The organism is Streptomyces fructofermentans (genome assembly GCF_014651055.1).
GTDB lineage: Bacteria > Actinomycetota > Actinomycetes > Streptomycetales > Streptomycetaceae > Streptomyces > Streptomyces fructofermentans.
Genome location: NZ_BMWD01000050.1, coordinates 1 through 18,224 on the forward strand (window position 1 = coordinate 1; position 18,224 = coordinate 18,224).

17 protein-coding genes and 1 pseudogene are annotated in these 18,224 nt (G+C 73.5%); 9 read left to right on the forward strand and 9 right to left on the reverse strand.

Annotated features, from left to right (window positions below; all coding sequences use genetic code 11):
• Positions 1 to 50: 50 nt before the first annotated feature.
• The gene (locus tag IE265_RS36660) at positions 51 to 830 is read right to left on the reverse strand and encodes an RDD family protein (protein WP_190040120.1); all 780 of its coding nucleotides are present in this window, start codon (positions 828 to 830) and stop codon (positions 51 to 53) included.
• Positions 831 to 891: 61 nt separating this feature from the next.
• Entirely contained in the window at positions 892 to 2,433 is a 1,542-nt protein-coding gene (locus tag IE265_RS36665) for an RDD family protein (RefSeq protein ID WP_190040121.1), read from the reverse strand.
• A gap of 250 nt (positions 2,434 to 2,683) precedes the next feature.
• Between IE265_RS36665 and IE265_RS36670 the strand changes: the two genes are divergently transcribed.
• Positions 2,684 to 3,196, forward strand: coding sequence for an SsgA family sporulation/cell division regulator (locus tag IE265_RS36670; protein ID WP_190040122.1), 513 nt, complete (start codon positions 2,684 to 2,686; stop codon positions 3,194 to 3,196).
• Between the two features lie 89 nt (positions 3,197 to 3,285).
• On the opposite strand, the gene IE265_RS36675 is transcribed toward IE265_RS36670, so the two are convergent.
• On the reverse strand, positions 3,286 to 4,701 hold the full coding sequence (locus tag IE265_RS36675; RefSeq protein WP_190040123.1) for an FAD-binding oxidoreductase: 1,416 nt from the start codon (positions 4,699 to 4,701) through the stop codon (positions 3,286 to 3,288).
• Positions 4,702 to 4,804: 103 nt separating this feature from the next.
• Between IE265_RS36675 and IE265_RS36680 the strand changes: the two genes are divergently transcribed.
• On the forward strand, positions 4,805 to 6,667 hold the full coding sequence (locus IE265_RS36680; protein ID WP_190040124.1) for a tetratricopeptide repeat protein: 1,863 nt from the start codon (positions 4,805 to 4,807) through the stop codon (positions 6,665 to 6,667).
• Positions 6,668 to 6,786: 119 nt separating this feature from the next.
• Here IE265_RS36680 and hppD read toward each other — a convergent pair whose 3' ends face one another.
• On the reverse strand, positions 6,787 to 7,932 hold the full coding sequence (gene hppD, locus IE265_RS36685; protein WP_190040125.1) for a 4-hydroxyphenylpyruvate dioxygenase: 1,146 nt from the start codon (positions 7,930 to 7,932) through the stop codon (positions 6,787 to 6,789).
• Positions 7,933 to 8,054: 122 nt separating this feature from the next.
• On the opposite strand from hppD, the gene IE265_RS36690 reads away from it, so the two are divergent.
• The 7 genes from IE265_RS36690 (at position 8,055) to IE265_RS36720 (ending at position 13,209) form a co-directional block, all read left to right on the forward strand.
• Positions 8,055 to 8,528 carry an Lrp/AsnC family transcriptional regulator gene (locus IE265_RS36690; RefSeq protein ID WP_190040126.1) on the forward strand — a complete coding sequence of 158 codons (474 nt, stop codon included), beginning with the start codon at positions 8,055 to 8,057 and terminating at the stop codon, positions 8,526 to 8,528.
• 41 nt (positions 8,529 to 8,569) lie between these two features.
• Entirely contained in the window at positions 8,570 to 9,217 is a 648-nt protein-coding gene (locus tag IE265_RS36695; RefSeq protein WP_190040127.1) for an ABC transporter permease, read from the forward strand.
• Positions 9,210 to 10,538 carry a betaine/proline/choline family ABC transporter ATP-binding protein gene (locus IE265_RS36700; protein WP_190040128.1) on the forward strand — a complete coding sequence of 443 codons (1,329 nt, stop codon included), beginning with the start codon at positions 9,210 to 9,212 and terminating at the stop codon, positions 10,536 to 10,538. The genes IE265_RS36695 and IE265_RS36700 overlap by 8 nt, the downstream gene beginning before the upstream one ends.
• Positions 10,535 to 11,380 (forward strand): ABC transporter permease, encoded by an 846-nt coding sequence (locus IE265_RS36705; protein WP_190040129.1) that lies wholly within the window; start codon positions 10,535 to 10,537, stop codon positions 11,378 to 11,380. Before IE265_RS36700 ends, IE265_RS36705 begins: the two co-directional genes overlap by 4 nt.
• Positions 11,377 to 12,345 (forward strand): glycine betaine ABC transporter substrate-binding protein, encoded by a 969-nt coding sequence (locus IE265_RS36710; protein ID WP_190040130.1) that lies wholly within the window; start codon positions 11,377 to 11,379, stop codon positions 12,343 to 12,345. The genes IE265_RS36705 and IE265_RS36710 overlap by 4 nt, the downstream gene beginning before the upstream one ends.
• Positions 12,346 to 12,410: 65 nt before the next feature.
• Positions 12,411 to 12,995 carry an ArsR/SmtB family transcription factor gene (locus tag IE265_RS36715; protein WP_190040131.1) on the forward strand — a complete coding sequence of 195 codons (585 nt, stop codon included), beginning with the start codon at positions 12,411 to 12,413 and terminating at the stop codon, positions 12,993 to 12,995.
• A 25-nt stretch (positions 12,996 to 13,020) separates the two neighbouring features.
• A complete protein-coding gene (locus IE265_RS36720) occupies positions 13,021 to 13,209 on the forward strand; it encodes a hypothetical protein (RefSeq protein ID WP_190040132.1) in 189 nt (62 codons plus the stop codon).
• Positions 13,210 to 13,349: 140 nt separating this feature from the next.
• Here IE265_RS36720 and IE265_RS36725 read toward each other — a convergent pair whose 3' ends face one another.
• From IE265_RS36725 to IE265_RS36745, 5 genes and pseudogenes are all read right to left on the reverse strand, one after another.
• Positions 13,350 to 14,141, reverse strand: a complete 792-nt coding sequence (locus tag IE265_RS36725) for a S16 family serine protease (protein WP_190040133.1) — start codon at positions 14,139 to 14,141, stop codon at positions 13,350 to 13,352.
• A gap of 64 nt (positions 14,142 to 14,205) precedes the next feature.
• On the reverse strand, positions 14,206 to 14,847 hold the full coding sequence (locus IE265_RS36730; protein ID WP_190040134.1) for an IclR family transcriptional regulator: 642 nt from the start codon (positions 14,845 to 14,847) through the stop codon (positions 14,206 to 14,208).
• A 634-nt stretch (positions 14,848 to 15,481) separates the two neighbouring features.
• Complete coding sequence (locus IE265_RS36735; protein ID WP_190040135.1) at positions 15,482 to 17,281, reverse strand: DEAD/DEAH box helicase; 1,800 nt, start codon at positions 17,279 to 17,281, stop codon at positions 15,482 to 15,484.
• 169 nt (positions 17,282 to 17,450) lie between these two features.
• Positions 17,451 to 17,822: pseudogene (locus tag IE265_RS38885) on the reverse strand (type II toxin-antitoxin system death-on-curing family toxin); the annotation flags it as partial.
• Between the two features lie 209 nt (positions 17,823 to 18,031).
• On the reverse strand, positions 18,032 to 18,223 hold the full coding sequence (locus tag IE265_RS36745; RefSeq protein ID WP_190040137.1) for a hypothetical protein: 192 nt from the start codon (positions 18,221 to 18,223) through the stop codon (positions 18,032 to 18,034).
• Position 18,224: the final 1 nt, after the last annotated feature.

An 18,224-nucleotide genomic window follows, 5' to 3' on the forward strand; every position in this document is an offset into this window, starting at 1 on the left:
CGGGGACCCGCCCGCTCACGTCCGCGCACCCGGCCCGGTGGAGGCCTCGTTCAGGCGGTGCTCACCACCACCGTCTTGGCCGCCTTGTCGTGCAGTCCCTGCTTGTACGGCTTGTCGAAGAAGCTCCAGCCGCCGGCGATCGCGGTCCAGACGCAGGCGCAGCAGAACGCGAACGGGATCCACAGCACGAGCGCGCGGACCAGCGAGGTCTGCCCGCCGGGCGTGGAGCCGTTGTCCAGGTTGGCCACGCGCATGTTCAGCCACTTCTTGCCGAGCGTCTGCCCCGTCCTGCTGATCAGGACGGTGTCGTAGGCGACGTAGAGCACCGCGGCGATCAGGGACTGGCCGAAGGAGTTGCCGTAGTCGATCCGGTCCGTGTCGACGTCGTACTCGTTGATGCCGAAGCCCCAGGTCAGAAGCCCCACCACGATGCCGACGAGGATCATGTCGATGATGCGCGCGAGCGTGCGCCGGCCGCTGGGCGCGAGGGCGGGCATCCCCGCGAGGGGGTCCTCGCCGTAGGGGCCGCCGCCGTACGGGCTGCCGGCTCCGCCGCCGTACGGGCTGCCGGCTCCGCCGCCGTACGGGCCGGAGCCGGGAGGCGGCGGGGCGGCGCCGTACGGCGAACCTCCGCCCGGTGGCGGCTGGTTGCCGTACGGGGGTCCGTACGGGTCCTCCCCGCCGCCCGCGGACCCGGGCGGCGGCGTGCCGGAGGGGGAGCCGCCGCCCTGTCCCGGAGGGGGCTGCTGCTTCCTGAACGGGTCCTCGTCCGGCGGCGGCTTCCTGAACGGGTCGTCATCCGGAGGGGGCGGCGGCGGCTCGGTCGTCATGACCCGAGTCGACCGCGAACCCTCCGCCCTCGCAATGGGGGACGGCCGTCCGGGGGACCGGTCAGCCGGCCACGAACGTATGGGCCGCCTTGTCGTGCCAGCACTGGCGCCACGGACGGTCGAACAGGCCCCAGACGACGCCCACCACTCCGACGACGAGCAGGGCGGGGACGCTGAACACGAGCCAGCGGCCCAGGGCCGCCGCGAACGAGGGGGGTTCGCCGCCCTCGATGTCCCGCACCTGGAGGCCGCACAGCTTCTTGCCGAGCGTGCGCCCCCACTTGGCGGTGGGCAGCGCCTCGTAGAGGACGCCGAACACGAGGAGCACGGCGAGGACGACGCCGAGGAGCAGCCCGGTCGTGGAGTCGAGGAGCCAGACCGTGACGGTCTCGCCCGACACCTTGGCCGCGTCGATCTTCTCGTTGACGTGGTCGACGGCCCTCGCGCCGAGCGGTACGGCGGCGGCACCGGTGACCGCGGCCAGGACGACCGTGTCCACGAGCCGGGCGGCCAGGCGCCTGCCCATCCCCGCCGGACGCGCCTCGGACTGCGCGCGGAGCACGGACTGGAAGGGGTCCTCGCGCACCGGCTTCCACGGCACGACGGGCGGCTCGCTGCCGGGGCCGGCGAGCCGGTGCACCTGCTGGGCCCACGAGGGCTGCCCGCCACCGGACCCCGCCGTCACGGGAGCGCCCGCGCCCGCCTGCGGGGGCGCGGAGGCCGCAGCCGGCTGGGCCGTCACGGGCGGCGCGGCGGAGGCTCCGGGCGCCTGGGCGCCGCCCGCCGCGGGCTGCCCGGCCGCGGGTTGCGCGGCGGGCTGCCGGGCGCCGCCCGGTGTCGCCGCCCTGAAGGCCGACGCGCCCTCGGGGGCGAGGGGTTCACGCGCTCCGGGGACCCCCGGGCCGTCGGCGGGCGCGTCCGCGCGCCCGGCCGCGGCGCCCGCGACATGCGCGCGCCCCGCGCCCATGGCCCCGGCCCTGCCCGCTCCCCCGACTGCAGCCTCGGGGGCGGCGGGTCCGGCCGGCGGCACCGGGCCCGTGGGCCTGCGGAACACGACCGGGCCGCCGGGCGCGGCCTGCCGGCCCTCGCCGGGCGCCGCGTCGGACGCGGCCGGGGGGAACGTGGCGACGCCGTCCGTGTGGTCGGACCTTCCCTCCGGCGCCGGAGGGAAGGCCTGGGACGGCTGCGCGGGCTGTACGGGCTGCTGGGACCGTGCGGGTTCGGGCGCCGGGCGCGGGTCCGGCGAACCCCAGGAGACCCGGCGGTCCGGGTCACCGCCGAAGCCGGTCTGCCGCGAGCGGTCGGCGCCCCAGGCGGACGCGGGCTCCGGCCTGCTGCCGTGCTGGGCCTCGGCGGGCGACGGGACGGCCGCCGGCGGGTCCTCGTCGAAGAAGTGCGGGCCCGTCTCCTCCGTGGAGACCGGGGCGGCCGGTCGCGCGCCCGCGGGCGACGGCAGGGGCCTGCCCTCGGACGGCGCGGGCCGGCTGGTGCCCGGCACCCACGAGGCGCCGTTCCAGTACCGGACGTATCCAGGAATGGACGGGTCCGGGTAATACCCTTCGCGGGGCCTGTCGTCGCCGGGGGCCGGGGTTGGGGCGCTCATGTCCGTCGTCCCGTATCTGCTCGGGGGTCGTGTTGAGCGTCCACATCTATCAGACCGGCGCACGCGCCACTGCCGCTCCCGGGGTACCTACCCCCTTCGGGCAAGGATCGGCCACTCTTCGCGCTCCGGGCACCCGTCCGTGAGCACCCGGGGAAGAAAGTTCTCCGAATCCGCGTAACGCCACGGGCGCCGCGCGCTCTCCTCTGTACGGGCCCGCCGACAGGGCTCCGGACACGAGAGGAACGACGACATGTACACCGTGGTGGAACGCGAACTCGAACTCCAGCTGATCCTGTCCCCGGAGCGCAGCATCCCGGTCCCGGCCCGGCTCGGCTACCGCACCGACGACCCGTACGCCGTCCACATGACCTTCCACATCGGCACCGACCACCCCGTGAACTGGACGTTCGCGCGCGAGCTGTTCGTCGAGGGGGTGTTCAGGCCCTGCGGGCACGGGGACGTGCGGGTGTGGCCCACGAAGGTCGGCGGTCGCAGCGTCGTCCTGATGGCGCTCAGCTCGCCCGACGGGGACGCCCTGCTGGAGGCGCCCTCCACACAGGTGTCGGCCTGGCTGGAGCGCACCCTGCGCGCGGTCCCCCCGGGCTCCGAGACCGAGCAGCTCGGCATCGACGACGGCCTCGCCGAACTGCTCGCCCCGTCGCCCAGGCTGTCGCCCTCGCTGGACCAGGGAGGCGCCCCGGCCGCCGACGAGCTGTGGCTGCGCGACCCCTGGCCGTCGGACGAGTCGCAGGAACGGGAGTGAGGGCGGTGAGGGCAGCCCTGGGGCGGGCGGCGGCGGGTGGGTGAGTGAGCGACGAGCGGGCGGGTGACGAGCGGGCGGGTGACGGGTGGTCAGAAGAGCTTGCCCGGGTTGAGGATGCCCAGCGGGTCGAACGCGGACTTGATCGCCCGCTGCATCTCCAGCCCGACCGGCCCGATCTCGCGGGCCAGCCACTCCTTCTTCAGGACCCCCACGCCGTGCTCGCCGGTGATCGTGCCGCCGAGTTCCAGGCCGAGGGCCATGATCTCGTCGAAGGACTCGCGGGCCCGCCGGGACTCGTCGGCGTCGCCCGCGTCGAAGCAGACGGTCGGATGGGTGTTGCCGTCACCGGCGTGCGCGCACACCCCGATGGTCAGCCGGTACTTCTCGGCGATCCGCTCGACCCCTTCGAGCATCGCGCCGAGCCGCGAGCGCGGCACGCACACGTCGTCGATCATCGTCGTGCCCTTGACCGCCTCCAGCGCGGTGAGCGACAGCCGGCGGGCCTGGAGCAGCAGTTCGGACTCCGCCGCGTCGTCGGCCGGCACGACCGCGGTGGCGCCGGCGGCCTCGCACAGGGCGCCGACCGCGGCGAGGTCGGCCGCCGGGTCCGGGGTGTCGAAGGCGGCCAGCAGCAGGGCCTCCGTGGTCTCCGGCAGGCCCATGTTCGCCAGGTCGTTGACGGCCTTCACCGTCGTGCGGTCCATCAGTTCCAGGAGCGAGGGCACATGGCCGCCCTCCATGATCCGGCAGACCGCGTCGCAGGCCGCGGCGGCGGACGCGAACTCGGCGGCCAGCACGAGCTGCCGGGGCGGTTGCGGCCGCAGGGCGAGCGTCGCCCGTACGACGATGCCCAGCGAGCCCTCCGAGCCGACGAACAGGCGCGTGAGGTCGTACCCCGCGACGCCCTTCGCGGTGCGGCGGCCGGTGGACATCAGCCGGCCGTCGGCGAGGACGACGTCCAGGCCGAGGACGTACTCGGCCGTCACCCCGTACTTCACGCAGCACAGGCCGCCGGAGGCCGTGCCGATGTTGCCGCCGATGGTGCACATCTCCCAACTGGACGGGTCCGGCGGGTAGTAGAGACCGTGCTCGTTGACGGCCCGGGACAGCGCGGCGTTCACGACGCCCGGTTCGACGACCGCGACGCGGTCGACCGGACTGATCTCCAGGATCCGGTCCATCCGGACGAGGGACAGCACGATGCAGCCCTCGGAGGCGTTGGCGGCGCCCGAAAGGCCCGTGCGGGCCCCCTGCGGGACCACCGGGACGCGCAGCTCCGTGGCCACGCGCATGACGTGCTGGACCTCTTCGGCGGTGCGCGGCAGCACGACGGCCGCGGGGACGCCGGCCTCGCAGAAGCTCGCCATGTCGTTGGCGTAGGACGCCGTGACGTCCGGGTCCGTGAGGACCGCCCCGGCCGGCAGGCCCGCGAGGAGCCGGCCGACGAGAGGTCCCGTCGCTGCGGTGTCTTCATCGGGTCGGGCTTCGATACGGCTCATGATCACAGCGTCGCACCCGGGGCCATCGGTGTGAACCCCGTCCGCGACAGGCTTTGCGTGCCGGGGTGGTGGACGGATGTGCTCTTCGTATTGACGCACAGTGTGCGGCATGGAGAGCTCCGTGGAGACAGAGGCGGCCCCCGCGCCGGGACGGCGTCACGTGACCGTGCGACGGGCGCTGATCGGCGCCGTCGTGGGCTGCGCCGTCCTCGGGGGCGTCCTCATGGTGCTGCCCCCGGGGCGGCAGGGTCCGCCGCCCGCTCCGGGGCCCGTGGCGCGGGCGGCGACGGCGGTCGGCACGGGGACGCCCGCCTCGCTGCCCGACCTGGCGGCGCTGATCGGTGACCGCGAGGCGCATCTGCGGGCCCATCCGGGCGACGTGGAGTCGTGGGCGGTGCTCGGGGCCGCCTACGTGGAGCGCGGCGAGCGGACCGCCCGGCCGCGGTACTACCCCAGGGCGGAGAAGGCGCTGCGCACTTCGCTGCGGGCCCGGCCGAGGGGCAACGCGCAGGCGCTCGGCGGCCTCGCCAGGCTCGCGGTGGCCCGCAACGACTTCCGGGCCGCGCGGTCCTGGGGCGAGGACGCGGTCGCCGCGGCGCCCAGGCGGTGGACGGTGTATCCGGCGCTCATCGACGCCTACCGGGGGCTCGGGGACCACAAGGCGGCCCGCCGCGCGCGGGACAGGCTCGTCTCCCTGCGCTCCGGGTCCCCGGTGTCGGCCCGGGTCGGGCTCGTCCACCGGGACGACGGCCGGCGCGAGGACGCGGCGGCGGCGCTCGCGGACTCCGTGGCACGCGCCTCCACCCCCTCCGAGCGGGCCGTCCGTCTCCTCGCGGTCGGGGAACTGGCCTGGGAGCGGGGCGAGCCGGCGGAGTCGCTGCGCGCGTACGAGGCGGCGCTGCGGGCCGACTCCGACGAGCACGCGGCGCTGGCCGGGCAGGGGCGGGCGCTGGCCGCCCTCGGACGGGTGTCGGAGGCCCTGCGGTCGTACCAGTCGGCGCTGGCCAAGAGGCCGCTGCCGCAGTACGCGCTGGAGCTGGGCGAGTTGTACGAGTCGCTGGGGATGGGGGGTGCCGCCCGGGCCCAGTACGACGTCCTGCGGGAGCGGGTGCGGGCGGAGGCCGCGGAAGGCGTGAACGACGAGCTGCTGCTGGGCCGTTTCGAGGCCGACCACGGTGACGCGGCGACCGCGGTGCGACGGCTGCGGGCCGAGTGGCGGCGGCATCCGTCGGTCGCCGTCGCCGACGCGCTGGGCTGGGCGCTGCACCGCTCGGGGGCGCACGAGGAGGCGCTGGGCTTCGCCGCGCGGGCGACCGACAAGGAGCACGGCGGCGGGGTGCGCAGTGCCCTGTACGCGTACCACCGGGGAGCGGTCGAACGGGCCCTTGGGCGGACCGGGGCGGCCCGGCGGCATCTCGGGGAGGCGCTGCGGATCAATCCGCACTTCTCGCCGCTGCTGGTCCCCTCGGCACGGCGGGCGCTGAAGGAGCTGGGCGAACCGGAGGACGGCGGTCTGGAGGAGGTCGGGGCGACGGACGCGGAGCCGGAGGCCGAGGCCGACGACGCGCAGGACGCCGAGGCCTCCGAGGCCTCCGAGGCCTCCGAAGACACGGAAGGGGCGGAAGAGGCGGGAGAGGCGGACGCCGAGGAGGCCGGGTCGGGGGCGGCCGGGGCGGGGGCGGCCCGCGAGGACGCCCCCGGTTCCGGCGGGCCCGCCGGGACCGGCGCGACCCGTCCGGCCGGCTCCTCCGGCGGCGGGGCCGACGGGGCGTCGCGGGGGCGGGCGGAGGCGCGTCCCCGGACGGGCGCGGATGCGGACACGGATGCGGGCCCGGTTCCGGAAGCGAGGCCGGGCGGGGGCTCCGGCGGGGGCGCCCGCGAAGGAGCCGGGGCGGGTGCCGAGGAGGCGGCCCCCGGCCGCGGCGCCGGTGCGGCGCCCTCGCCCTCCGGGGCGGAGCGACGCCCGGGCTGAGCCGCACCCCTGTGCGCCCGCCGGCCCGGACGGGACGGGCCCGGACGGGACGGGGCGCGGACAGGGGCGCGGCCCCACGGTGGTGTGTCCGTGGGGCCGCGTTCTCCGGGGGGTGGCGGTCAGAGGTTGCCGCGCTTCTCCTGCTCGCGCTCGATGGCCTCGAACAGGGCCTTGAAGTTGCCCTTGCCGAAGCCCATCGAGCCGTGGCGCTCGATCATCTCGAAGAAGACGGTCGGACGGTCCTGGACCGGCTTGGTGAAGATCTGGAGCAGGTAGCCGTCCTCGTCGCGGTCGGCCAGGATCTTCAGTTCGCGCAGGGTGTCCACGGGGACGCGGGTGTCGCCGACCCACTCGCCCAGGGTGTCGTAGTACGAGTCCGGGGTGTCGAGGAACTGGACGCCCGCCGCGCGCATCGTGCGGACCGTCTCGACGATGTCGTTCGTGTTGAGGGCGATGTGCTGGACACCGGCGCCCCCGTAGAACTCCAGGTACTCGTCGATCTGGGACTTCTTCTTGGCGATGGCCGGCTCGTTGATCGGGAACTTGACCTTGAGCGTGCCGTCGGCCACGACCTTCGACATCAGCGCGCTGTACTCGGTCGCGATGTCGTCGCCCACGAACTCCTTCATGTTCGTGAAGCCCATGACCTTGTTGTAGAAGCCGACCCACTCGTTCATGCGGCCGAGCTCGACATTGCCGACGCAGTGGTCGACGGCCTGGAAGGTGCGGTGGGCCGGCGGCTCGACGATCGGGGCCGCGGCGGCGTAGCCCGGCAGGTACGGCCCGTCGTAGCCCGTGCGCTCGACCAGGGTGTGCCGGGTCTTGCCGTACGTGGCGATCGCGGCGAGGACGACCGTGCCGTTCTCGTCCTTCAGCTCGTGGGGCTCGGTGACGGGCCGGGCGCCGTGCTCGACGGCGTAGGCGAACGCGGCGCGCGCGTCCGGGACCTCGATGGCGAGGTCGACGACGCCGTCGCCGTGCTCCGCCACGTGCTCGGCGAGGAAGTGGCCCCAGGGGGTGGTCGCCTTGATCACCGAGGTGAGGACGAAGCGCGCCGATCCGTTGGTGAGGACGTACGAGGCGGTCTCGCGGCTGCCGTTCTCCGGTCCGGAGTAGGCGACGAGCTTCATGCCGAAGGCGGTGGAGTAGTAGTGCGCGGCCTGCTTGGCGTTGCCCACGGCGAAGACGACCGCGTCCATTCCCTTGACCGGGAAGGGGTCGGCCTGCCGCGCGGTGTCCGGGGTGTGGTCGGTGGTCTGAGTCATGGCCGCAGGCTCTCTCCGTTCCGCAAGGTGCGCAATAGTTTGGTTCATCACTGTGCAATCTGCCCAGTGCGGTGCCCGCGCGGGCGGGCGTTGTGTACAGGATGACCATCCCGGAGGGCGTCATGGCGATCGATCATCTGGACGGGCGGCTGCTGGTGCTGCTGGCACGGGAGCCGCGCATCGGGGTGCTGGAGGCGTCCCGGCGGCTCGGGGTCGCGCGCGGGACCGTGCAGGCACGGCTCGACCGCCTTCAGTCGAACGGAGTCATCAGGGGATTCGGCCCGCAGGTGGATCCGGCGGCGCTCGGCTACCCCGTCACGGCGTTCGCGACGCTCCAGATCCGGCAGGGGCAAGGCCCGGACGTACGGGCGCACTTGGCGACCGTCCCCGAGGTGCTGGAGCTGCACACGACCACGGGCAGCGGGGACATGCTGTGCCGCCTGGTGGCGCGGTCCAACGCCGACCTCCAGCGCGTGATCGACCGCGTTGTCGGATTTGATGGCATTGTCCGGGCCTCCACGGCGATCGTCATGGAGAACCCCGTTCCGCTGCGGATCATCCCGCTGGTGGAGCAGGCGGCGGACGACGGCGCCTGACGGGAGTCCGAGAGGAGTGGCAGCGTGCGAGGTGGCGACGGATGAACTTCCTGGAGTACGTCGGCAGCCGCCATCAGCAGCTCCTCGTCGACGCCTACCAGCACGCCAGCGCCGTCTTCCAGTGCATGGTGGCCGCCACGGTCATCGGCGTACTGATCGGGGTCGCCACGTACCGCAGCGAATGGGCCGGCAACCTGGCGACGACCAGCACCTCGGCGATTCTGACGATCCCCTCGCTCGCGATGATCGGTCTGCTCATCCCGATCGTGGGCCTCGGGGTCCCGCCCACGGTGATCGCGCTGACCCTCTACGGACTGCTGCCCGTGGTGCGCAACGCGATCGTCGGGCTGCGCGGGGTCGACCCGTCGCTGGTCGACGCGGCCACGGGCATCGGCATGTCGCGGTTCGGCCGGCTCGCCCGGGTCGAGCTGCCCCTGGCCTGGCCGCCGATCCTCACCGGAATCCGCGTCGCCACCCAGATGCTGATGGGCATCGCCGCCATCGCCGCCTACGCCTCGGGCCCCGGGCTCGGCAACGAGATCTTCCGCGGGATCGCCTCGCTGGGCAGCAAGAACGCGCTCAACCAGGTGCTCGCGGGCACGCTCGGGATCATCGTGCTGGCCCTGCTGTTCGACGCCGCGTACGTCCTCGTCGGGCGGCTGACCATTCCCAGGGGGACCCGTGGCTGAGACGTCCGACACGAGCGGGACCGGCGCCGGTACGTCCACCGGGGAGGGCCCCGGCCCGGCCGGGGCCCCCGCCGCCACGGCGGCTCCCGGCGCGACCACCGGCGCCACCATCGAGCTGGAGAACCTCACCAAGCACTACCCGGGCAGCGCCGCGCCCGCGGTGGACAGCGTCTCCATGCACATCGACGCCGGCGAGCTGGTCGTCTTCGTGGGGCCCTCGGGGTGCGGCAAGTCCACCACGCTGAAGATGATCAACCGGCTGATCGAGCCCACCGGCGGCCGGATCAGGATCGGCGGCGAGGACGTCACCGACATGGACCCCGTGAAACTGCGCCGGAAGATCGGGTACGCCATCCAGTCCTCGGGCCTGTTCCCGCACATGACGGTCGCCCAGAACATCGGCCTCGTCCCGAAGCTGGTCGGCTGGCCGAAGGCGCGGATCAGGGCACGGATCGAGGAGATGCTGGACCTGGTCGGACTGGACCCGGGTGAGTTCCACGGGCGCTATCCGCGGCAGTTGTCGGGAGGACAGCAGCAACGCGTCGGCGTGGCACGGGCGCTGGCGGCCGATCCGCCCGTGCTGCTGATGGACGAGCCGTTCGGCGCGGTCGACCCGATCACCCGCGACCACCTCCAGGACGAGCTGATCCGGCTCCAGTTCGAGTTGCACAAGACGATCGTCTTCGTCACCCACGACTTCGACGAGGCGATCAAGCTCGGCGACCGGATCGCCGTACTGCGCGAGCGCTCGCACATCGCGCAGTTCGACACCCCGGAGGCCATCCTCACCAACCCGGCCGACGACTTCGTGTCGGGGTTCGTGGGCGCGGGCGCCGCGCTGAAGCGGCTGAACCTGTCCCGGGTGCGGGACGTGGAGATCACCGGCTGCCCGACGGTGACCGTGGACGATCCGCTCCAGGACATCTTCGACAAGCTGCGGGCGAGCGGTACGAACGAGATCCTGCTGCTCGACACCCGCGGGCGCCCCTACAAGTGGCTGCGGCGCGGCGACCTGACGCGGGCCAGGGGTTCGCTCGCCCGGGCCGGCACGCCGGTGCACGACACCGTGACGCGGGACGCGACGCTGCGGGACGCGCTGGAGGCCGTCCTCACGGACAACGCGGGACGGGTCGTGGTGACCGGCCGGCGCGGCGAGTACACGGGCGTGGTGGACATGGAGACGCTGATGAACTCGGTCCACGAACTGCTGGAGGCCGACCGGTTGGAGGCGCTGGCCCACCGGCACGACCTCGCGGAGGCCCGCGCCGAGCAGACGCACCACGAACAGGAAGGCGCGGGCGGCGGGGAGGCGAAGGCATGAGCGCCGCCGGGACCGAGCGCCTCACCGGACCGGACTCCCCCGTCCCGGACCCCGGGTCCGAACCCGGGCAGGACACCGACCCGGCTCCCGCGGGCGTCCGCGCCCCGCGGATCGGCTGGAAGAAGCTGACGTTCCTGCCCGCCCTGCTCGTCGTGGTGCTGCTCGCCACCTGGCTGTGGTTCCGGCAGGCGGAGCTGGACCCGATCTCGGAGAACGCCCTCTCGAACGGCCAGGTGTGGAAGGCCCTGCGCCAGCAGATCGAACTGACGGTGATCTCCACGTTCTTCGTGCTGATCATCGCGATCCCGCTGGGCATCCTGCTGACCCGCCCCGCCTACCGCCGGGCCGCCCCGGCCGCGATGGCCGTCGCCAACGTGGGGCAGGCGACGCCCGCGATCGGCCTGCTGGCCCTGCTGGTGATCTGGCTGGGCATCGGCGAGAAGGCGGCGCTGATCGGCATCATCGCGTACGCGGTGCTGCCGGTCCTGTCGAACACCATCGCCGGTCTGAAGGCGAACGACCCGACGCTGCTGGAGGCCGCCCGGGGCATCGGGATGTCCTCGTCGGGCGTGCTGACGCGGGTCGAACTGCCCCTCGCGGTACCGCTGATCCTCGCGGGCGTCCGTACGGCGCTCGTCCTGAACGTGGGCACGGCGACACTCGCCACCTTCGGCGGGGGCGGCGGGCTCGGTGTGCTGATCACCACCGGGATCACCACCCAGCGGATGCCGGTGCTGATCCTCGGCTCGATCCTGACGATCGCGCTGGCGCTGCTGGTGGACTGGCTGGCCTCGCTGGCCGAACTGCTGCTCCGGCCGCGCGGACTGGAGACGGACTCATGAGGCGGCGCACGGCTCCGGTGGTGGCCGGGGCGCTGGTGCTCGTCGCCTCCGCCTGCGGGCTGACGAGCGGCTCGCCCCTGGTCGACGACGTGCGGCCCGGTTCCATCGGGCAGGGGGAGCCGCTGGAGGGCGCCGACCTCACCGTGACCTCCAAGGAGTTCACCGAGCAGCTGATCCTGGGCGCGATCATGGGCATCGCGTTCGAGGCGGCCGGCGCCGAGGTCCTCGACCGTACGGGCATCCAGGGCTCCATCGGCGCCCGCGAGGCCGTCAAGAGCGGGGACGCGGACGGCATGTACGAGTACACGGGCACCGCCTGGATCACCTATCTCGGCAACAGCGAGCCGATCCCCGACCCGTACAAGCAGTGGGAGGCGGTGCGCAGGGCCGACCTCGCCAACGGGCTCACCTGGCTGCCGCCGTCGAAGCTGAACAACACGTACGCGCTGGCCATGAACCAGGCCAACTTCAAGAAGTACCGCACGAGGACGCTGTCCGAGGTGGCCGCGCTGGCCGCCAAGGACCCGGGCGCGGTCACCCTGTGCGTCGAGGGCGAGTTCGCGAACCGGGCCGACGGACTGCCGGGCATGGAGAAGGCGTACGGCATGCGGCTGCCCGCCGCGAACATCACCCAGATGGACACCGGCATCATCTACACGCAGGTCTCGAAGGGGAGTTGCACCTACGGCGAGGTCTTCACCACCGACGGGCGCATCAAGTCGATGAACCTGGTCGTGATGGAGGACGACAAGAAGTTCTTCCCCAACTACAACGCGGCCCCGGTGATCAACACCAAGGCGCTGGAGAAGTACCCGGCGATCGCGGAGATCCTCGACCCGATCACGAAGCGGCTCGACAACGCCGTGGCCCAGGACCTGAACGCCAAGGTGGACGTCGACGGGGAAGATCCGCACACGGTGGCACTGGACTGGCTGGTGGCGGAGGGCTTCGTCAAGGAGGGCTGAATCCAGGGGACTTGGTTGCAAAGAAGTAGTTGCAAGCACTTCTTTGCAACGCTATCTTTGCATGCATGCCCGAACCCGAGGACTGGACGACCCGCGTACTCGACGCCCGCTCGCTGCGAGGTCTCGCGCATCCGCTGCGGATGGCACTGCTGAACGCGCTGCGCCGCGGCGGCCCCGCCACCGCCTCCCAACTGGCCGCGAAACTGGGCGAGTCCAGCGGCGCGACCAGCTACCACCTGCGCCAGCTCGCCTCGCACGGCTTCGTCGAGGACGCGCCCGAGCACGGCAAGGGGCGCGAGCGCTGGTGGCGCGCGGTCCACCGGGGAGTGCAGTTCGACGACTCGCTGCTCAAGGACCCCGACCCGGCCGTACGCGGCGCCGCCGACCTGTTCCTCCACGAGGTCGCCGGCACCCACACCCGGGAGGTCGCGACCTGGCTCGGCACCACGGGCGACTGGCCGCTGCCGTGGCAGCGCGCCTCGGACATGAGCGACATGACACTGCGCCTGACGCCCGAACAGGCCGAGGACCTCATCGCGAAGTTGCACGACCTGGTGGCCGGCTACCGCGAGCGGGCCCCGGACGAGAACACCCCGGACGCCGAGACCGTACGCGTCCACACGCACGTCTTCCCGACCCACACGGACTGATCCGCCCGGACCGAGAGGCTGCCCGATGCACACCGAGCCCTACCTCGCACCGCACACCCTGCGCGCGGCGGACCTCCGCGCCGAGGCCGACGCCCACCGCCTGGCCGCCGCCGCCCGACGGCCCCGCGAGTTCCGCGTCCGGCTCGGCTGGACGCTCGTGGAGGTCGGCCTGCGGCTCACCACGCCACCGCGCACGTCGGCGATGACGGCCTAGACCAGACCTGGACCGGCGCCGACCCGTTTCAGGCCGGGGCGGGTCCGGGTGCGGGACCGGCTGCGGGTGCGGGACCGGCTGCGGGACGGGGCCGGCTGCGGGACCGGGTCCGACTCCGGGAGGCCGCGTCCCCCGGGGGGTCAGCAGCTCGGTACCGGTCCCCGGCCCTTCTCCAGCGCCACCAGCGCGCTCACCGTGCCCTTGAGAGTCGTGACCGGAATGAGACGCAGTCCCTTCGGCAGCTCCGACTCCGCGTCGGCGCATTCGGCCTTCGGAACCAGGAAGACCGTCGCGCCGTCCCGGCGGGCGGCCTGCGTCTTGAGGGCCACACCCCCGACCGCGCCGACCTTCCCGTCGGCGTCGATCGTGCCGGTCCCCGCGATGGTGCGGCCGCCCGTGAGGTCGCCGCCGCTGCCGTCGCCGTCCAGCTTGTCGACGATCCCGAGCGAGAAGAGGAGACCGGCGCTCGGGCCGCCGACGTCGGCGAGCTTCAGCGTGACCTCGATGTCGTCCGACTCCTCGCCGAGATAGTCCAGGGCCGCCTCGGTGGCGGTGTCCTGCGACTTCCTCATCTGCTCGGCGTTGTAGTCCTCGATCTCCTCGACGTCGTCGCCGCTCGGATAGACGGAGTCGAGCGGCATCACCGCACGGTCCGTACGGAACCAGCCGTCGAGCACGTCGCCCAGGCTCACCGACGCGTCGGGTCCCGTCGCCTCGATGGTCGTCATCCGCAGCTCACCGCTCGTCCTGCGGGTGGGAGCACCGGAGATCGTGATGACCGGGTCGCCCTTGTTCTCGCCGAGGACGTTCGCCGTCAGCCCGGGCTGGGCCACCGCGAACGGCAGCGGCGCGAACGCCGACGCGGCGAGCAGGGCCACGACGGGCAGGGCGCAGACGGCGAGGGCCCGGGGGCGCGTGAGGCGAGAGAGCACGGAGTCAATCTAACGTGAGGGCCGCCGCCCGCCGGATGCCGGTGACCGCGCTCCGCGGGCCGGCTCAGCGCAGCGCGTCCGCGACCTCCCGCGCCGCGTCGACGACCCGCGGGCCCACGCGCTCCGGCACGGCGTCCGCGAGCATCACCACGCCGACGCTGCCCTCGACCCCCGTGACCCCGATCAGGGGGGCCGCCGCGCCGCTCGCGCCCGCCTCCAGCTCCCCGTGCGTGAGGGTGTAGCCGGGCTCGTCCGCCGCGGCGGCCCGCGCCGCGAGGATCGCCCTGCCCGCGGCGCCCCGGTCCAGCGGGTGCCGGAAGCCCGCGCGGTAGGCCACGTGGTAGTCCGTCCAGGTCGGCTCGACGACGGCGACGGCGAGCGCCTCCGTGCCGTCGACCAGGGTGAGGTGGGCGGTCGCCCCTATGTCCTCGGCCAGTGACCTCAGCGCGGGCAGCGCCGCCTCGCGCACCAGCGGGTGCACCTGCCGTCCGAGCCGCAGCACACCGAGACCGACCCGGGCACGGCCGCCCAGGTCACGGCGTACGAGAGCGTGCTGCTCCAGTGTGGCGAGCAGCCGGTAGACGACGGTCCGGTTCACCCCGAGCTTGTTGGACAGCTCGGTCACGGTGAGTCCGTGGTCGGTGTCGGCGAGCAGCTTGAGGACGCGCAGTCCCCGGTCGAGCGTCTGAGAGGTCTCCGCGGTCACGACGCCCACTCCTTAGTGGTGAGAGTCGACGGCCCCTGCGCTGCACATGCGCCACCGGTCCCGTCGGCGACGCGCGTCAGAGGCCGCCGGTCGGCTGGCTCCCGGGGACTCCCGGGCGGGCACCGGCTGCGCTCCGCGGCGGCGCTGCCACGGGGCGTGTGCGTAGCGGGACATTAGCGAGCCGGTTCGCTCAGCGGAAGGCTCCGTCCAGAATCCGGGCATCCGCAGGTGCGGACGCCTCCGCTTACCCAGGGTTAGCTCCGCTTCTGTCCTGATGTGACCGGCGCGCGCCGCCGGGCGCGCGCTTCCACTCACAGGGCGCGGGAACGCACGCGGGCGCCCGCTCCGTACCGGAACCGGCGCCCTGTTCCCCGCATCCGACGCCCCGTCCGGTCCCGACGCGCCCCGTCGTGCGGCCCGTACCGCCCGCGCCGGCCGGTGGTCCGATCCGTGGACGGCGGAGGTCCCGTACGAGGGAGCCGGCGCCCGTTCCGCGCCCGGCCGCGCCCGTCGGCGGTCGCGTCCGCGCGGCTCCCGGCCCGCCCCGGACGCGGACAGCCGTCACGGTGTGTGACGGCTGCGGGTGCCGGGTGGCGTGCGCCGCGAGGCGGGTGGCGGGTGGCTGCGGCGGGCCTCAGCGCATCCGGGTGGCCCACTCCTGCACCTTGGCGATCCGCTGGCGGAGCTGCCCGGCCGTGGCCTCGGCGCTCGGCGGGCCGCCGCACACGCGGCGCAGCTCGGTGTGGATCACCCCGTGGGGCTTGCCGCTCTGGTGGACGTACGCGCCGACCATGGTGTTGAGCTGCTTGCGCAGCTCCAGCATCTCCTTGTGCGAGACGACCGGCCGCCGCTCGGCGGGGAGTTCGAGGAGGTCGGCCTCCTCGTCCGGCCTCTTGCGGCTGTGCGCGATCTGCCGGGCCTGCCGCTTCTGGAGGAGCATCTGCACCTGGTCGGGTTCCAGGAGCCCCGGGATGCCGAGGTAGTCCTGCTCCTCCGCACTCCCCGGATGGGCCTGCATGCCGAACTCGGCGCCGTCGTAGAGCACCCGGTCGAAGACCGCCTCGGACTCCAGCGCCTCGAAGGAGAACTGCTCCTGCTCGCCGGTGTCCTCGTCCTGTTCCCTGTTCGCCTCGTCCATCTCCTGCTCGGACTCGGCGTACGGGTCCTCCTCGCCCTGCTTCTTGGGCTTGTCGAGGACGTGGTCGCGCTCGACCTCCATCTCGTTGGCGAAGCCGAGGAGGTCGGGGACCGTCGGGAGGAAGACGGAGGCCGTCTCGCCGCGCCGCCTGGACCGTACGAAACGGCCGACGGCCTGGGCGAAGAAGAGCGGCGTCGAGATCGTCGTGGCGTACACGCCGACCGCCAGCCGCGGTACGTCGACGCCCTCGGACACCATCCGGACCGCGACCATCCAGCGGTCGGTGCTCCGGCTGAAGTCGTCGATGCGGCTGGAGGCGCCCGTGTCGTCGGACAGGACGAGGGTCGCCTTCGTACCGGTGATCTCACGGATCAGCTTGGCGTAGGCGCGGGCCGAGTCCTGGTCGGAGGCGATCACGAGGGCCCCGGCGTCCGGGATGCCCTTGCGCACCTCGGTGAGCCGCTGGTCGGCGGCGCGCAGCACGCTCGGCATCCACTCGCCCCGCGGGTCGAGGGCGGTGCGCCAGGCCTGGCTGACGGCGTCCTTGGTCATCGGCTCGCCGAGCCGGGCCGCGATCTCGTCGCCCGCCTTGGTGCGCCACCGCATGTTGCCGCTGTAGCTGAGGAAGATGACGGGCCGCACGACGTGGTCGGCCAGCGCGTTGCCGTAGCCGTACGTGTAGTCGGCCGAGGACCGCCTGATCCCGTCCTTGCCCTCCTCGTACGTGACGAAGGGGATGGGGTTGGTGTCCGACCGGAAGGGCGTTCCGGTGAGCGCGAGGCGCCGGGTGGCGGGCTCGAATGCCTCCAGGCACGCCTCGCCCCAGGACTTGCTGTCACCGGCGTGGTGGATCTCGTCGAGGATGACGAGGGTCTTGCGCTGCTCGACGCGGTTGCGGTGCAGCATCGGCCGTACGCCGACACCCGCGTAGGTGACGGCGACGCCGTGGTACTCCTTGCTGAGCGGGCCCGCGCTGTACTCGGGATCCAGCTTGATCCCTATCCGCGCGGCGGCGTCCGCCCACTGCTTCTTCAGGTGCTCGGTCGGCGCGACCACGGTCACCTGCTGCACGACATGGTGGTGCAGCAGCCACGAGGCGAGCGTCAGCGCGAAGGTCGTCTTGCCGGCTCCGGGCGTCGCGACGGCGAGGAAGTCGCGCGGCTGCTCCTGGACGTACCTCTCCATCGCTCCCTGCTGCCAGGCGCGCAGCTTGCCGGCGGTGCCCCAGGGGGCACGGCCGGGGAAGGCCGGGGAGAGGTGGTGCGAGGTGGTGGCAGTGGCTGCGGTGGTAGACACGGTCTCCGTTGGGGGGTCGACATCGAGGGTGCCGCGCGCCGCGTCGGGTGGGGCGGTGGCGGGAGACGGGCGGGCTGCTCGGCTGCGTATGACAACCGGGCCACCCTACCGGCGCCCCCCGCGCGTCAACGCGCGGCCGACGCGCGGCCGGGCCCCGATGGGACTGACGTCACAGGGACCGCAGGCGCCCCGCGATCACTCCGATGTCCCCCTCGGCACCCGAGGCCACGTCGATGACCAGGTCGTACGCCGCGTCCTGGTCCCAGCCCGCCGGATCGACACCGTTCACCGCGAGCAGCGTCACGGCGGCGAGCCAGGCGGTCCGCTTGTTGCCGTCCACCAGCGGGTGGTTGGTGGCGAGGGCGTGCAGCAGCGCCGCGGCCTGCTCGTACAGGCCGGGGTAGGCGGCCGTGCCGAACATCCGCGCCCGGGGCCGGTGGACGGCCGACGCGAGCAGCCCGGGTTCGCGCGCCTCGGGCGGGCGGCCGCCGAAGGCGGTCTCGGCGAGGCCCGTGACATCGGCGACGGTGAGGTGCCGGGTCCCCGACGGGGCCGCGGTCGCGGTCCCGGTCGCAGCCCCAGTCGCGGTCGCGGTCCCGGTCGCAGCCCCGGTCCCGGTCCCGGTCCCGGTCGAGCCGACACCGGTCGGGCCGGTCCCGCTCGCGCCAGACCCGCTCGCTCCGGTCCCGGGCGCGCCGGTCCCGCTCGCACCAGACCCGCTCGCTCCGGTCCCGGTCGCTCCGGTCGTGGTCATTCGCCCAGCCTCCTCAGCAGTTCGGCGTGCTCCTCGGCCAGCCGTCCGGCGACCGCGCCCACCCGGGCGCGCTCCTCCCGCAGATACCTGTACACGGCCTCCCGTACGACGTCCTCGGGGCTGCGGTCCAACGCGTCGGCGAGATCGTCGAGGGCGTCCCGCACGGCCGGTTCCAGGTGGAGTTCCATG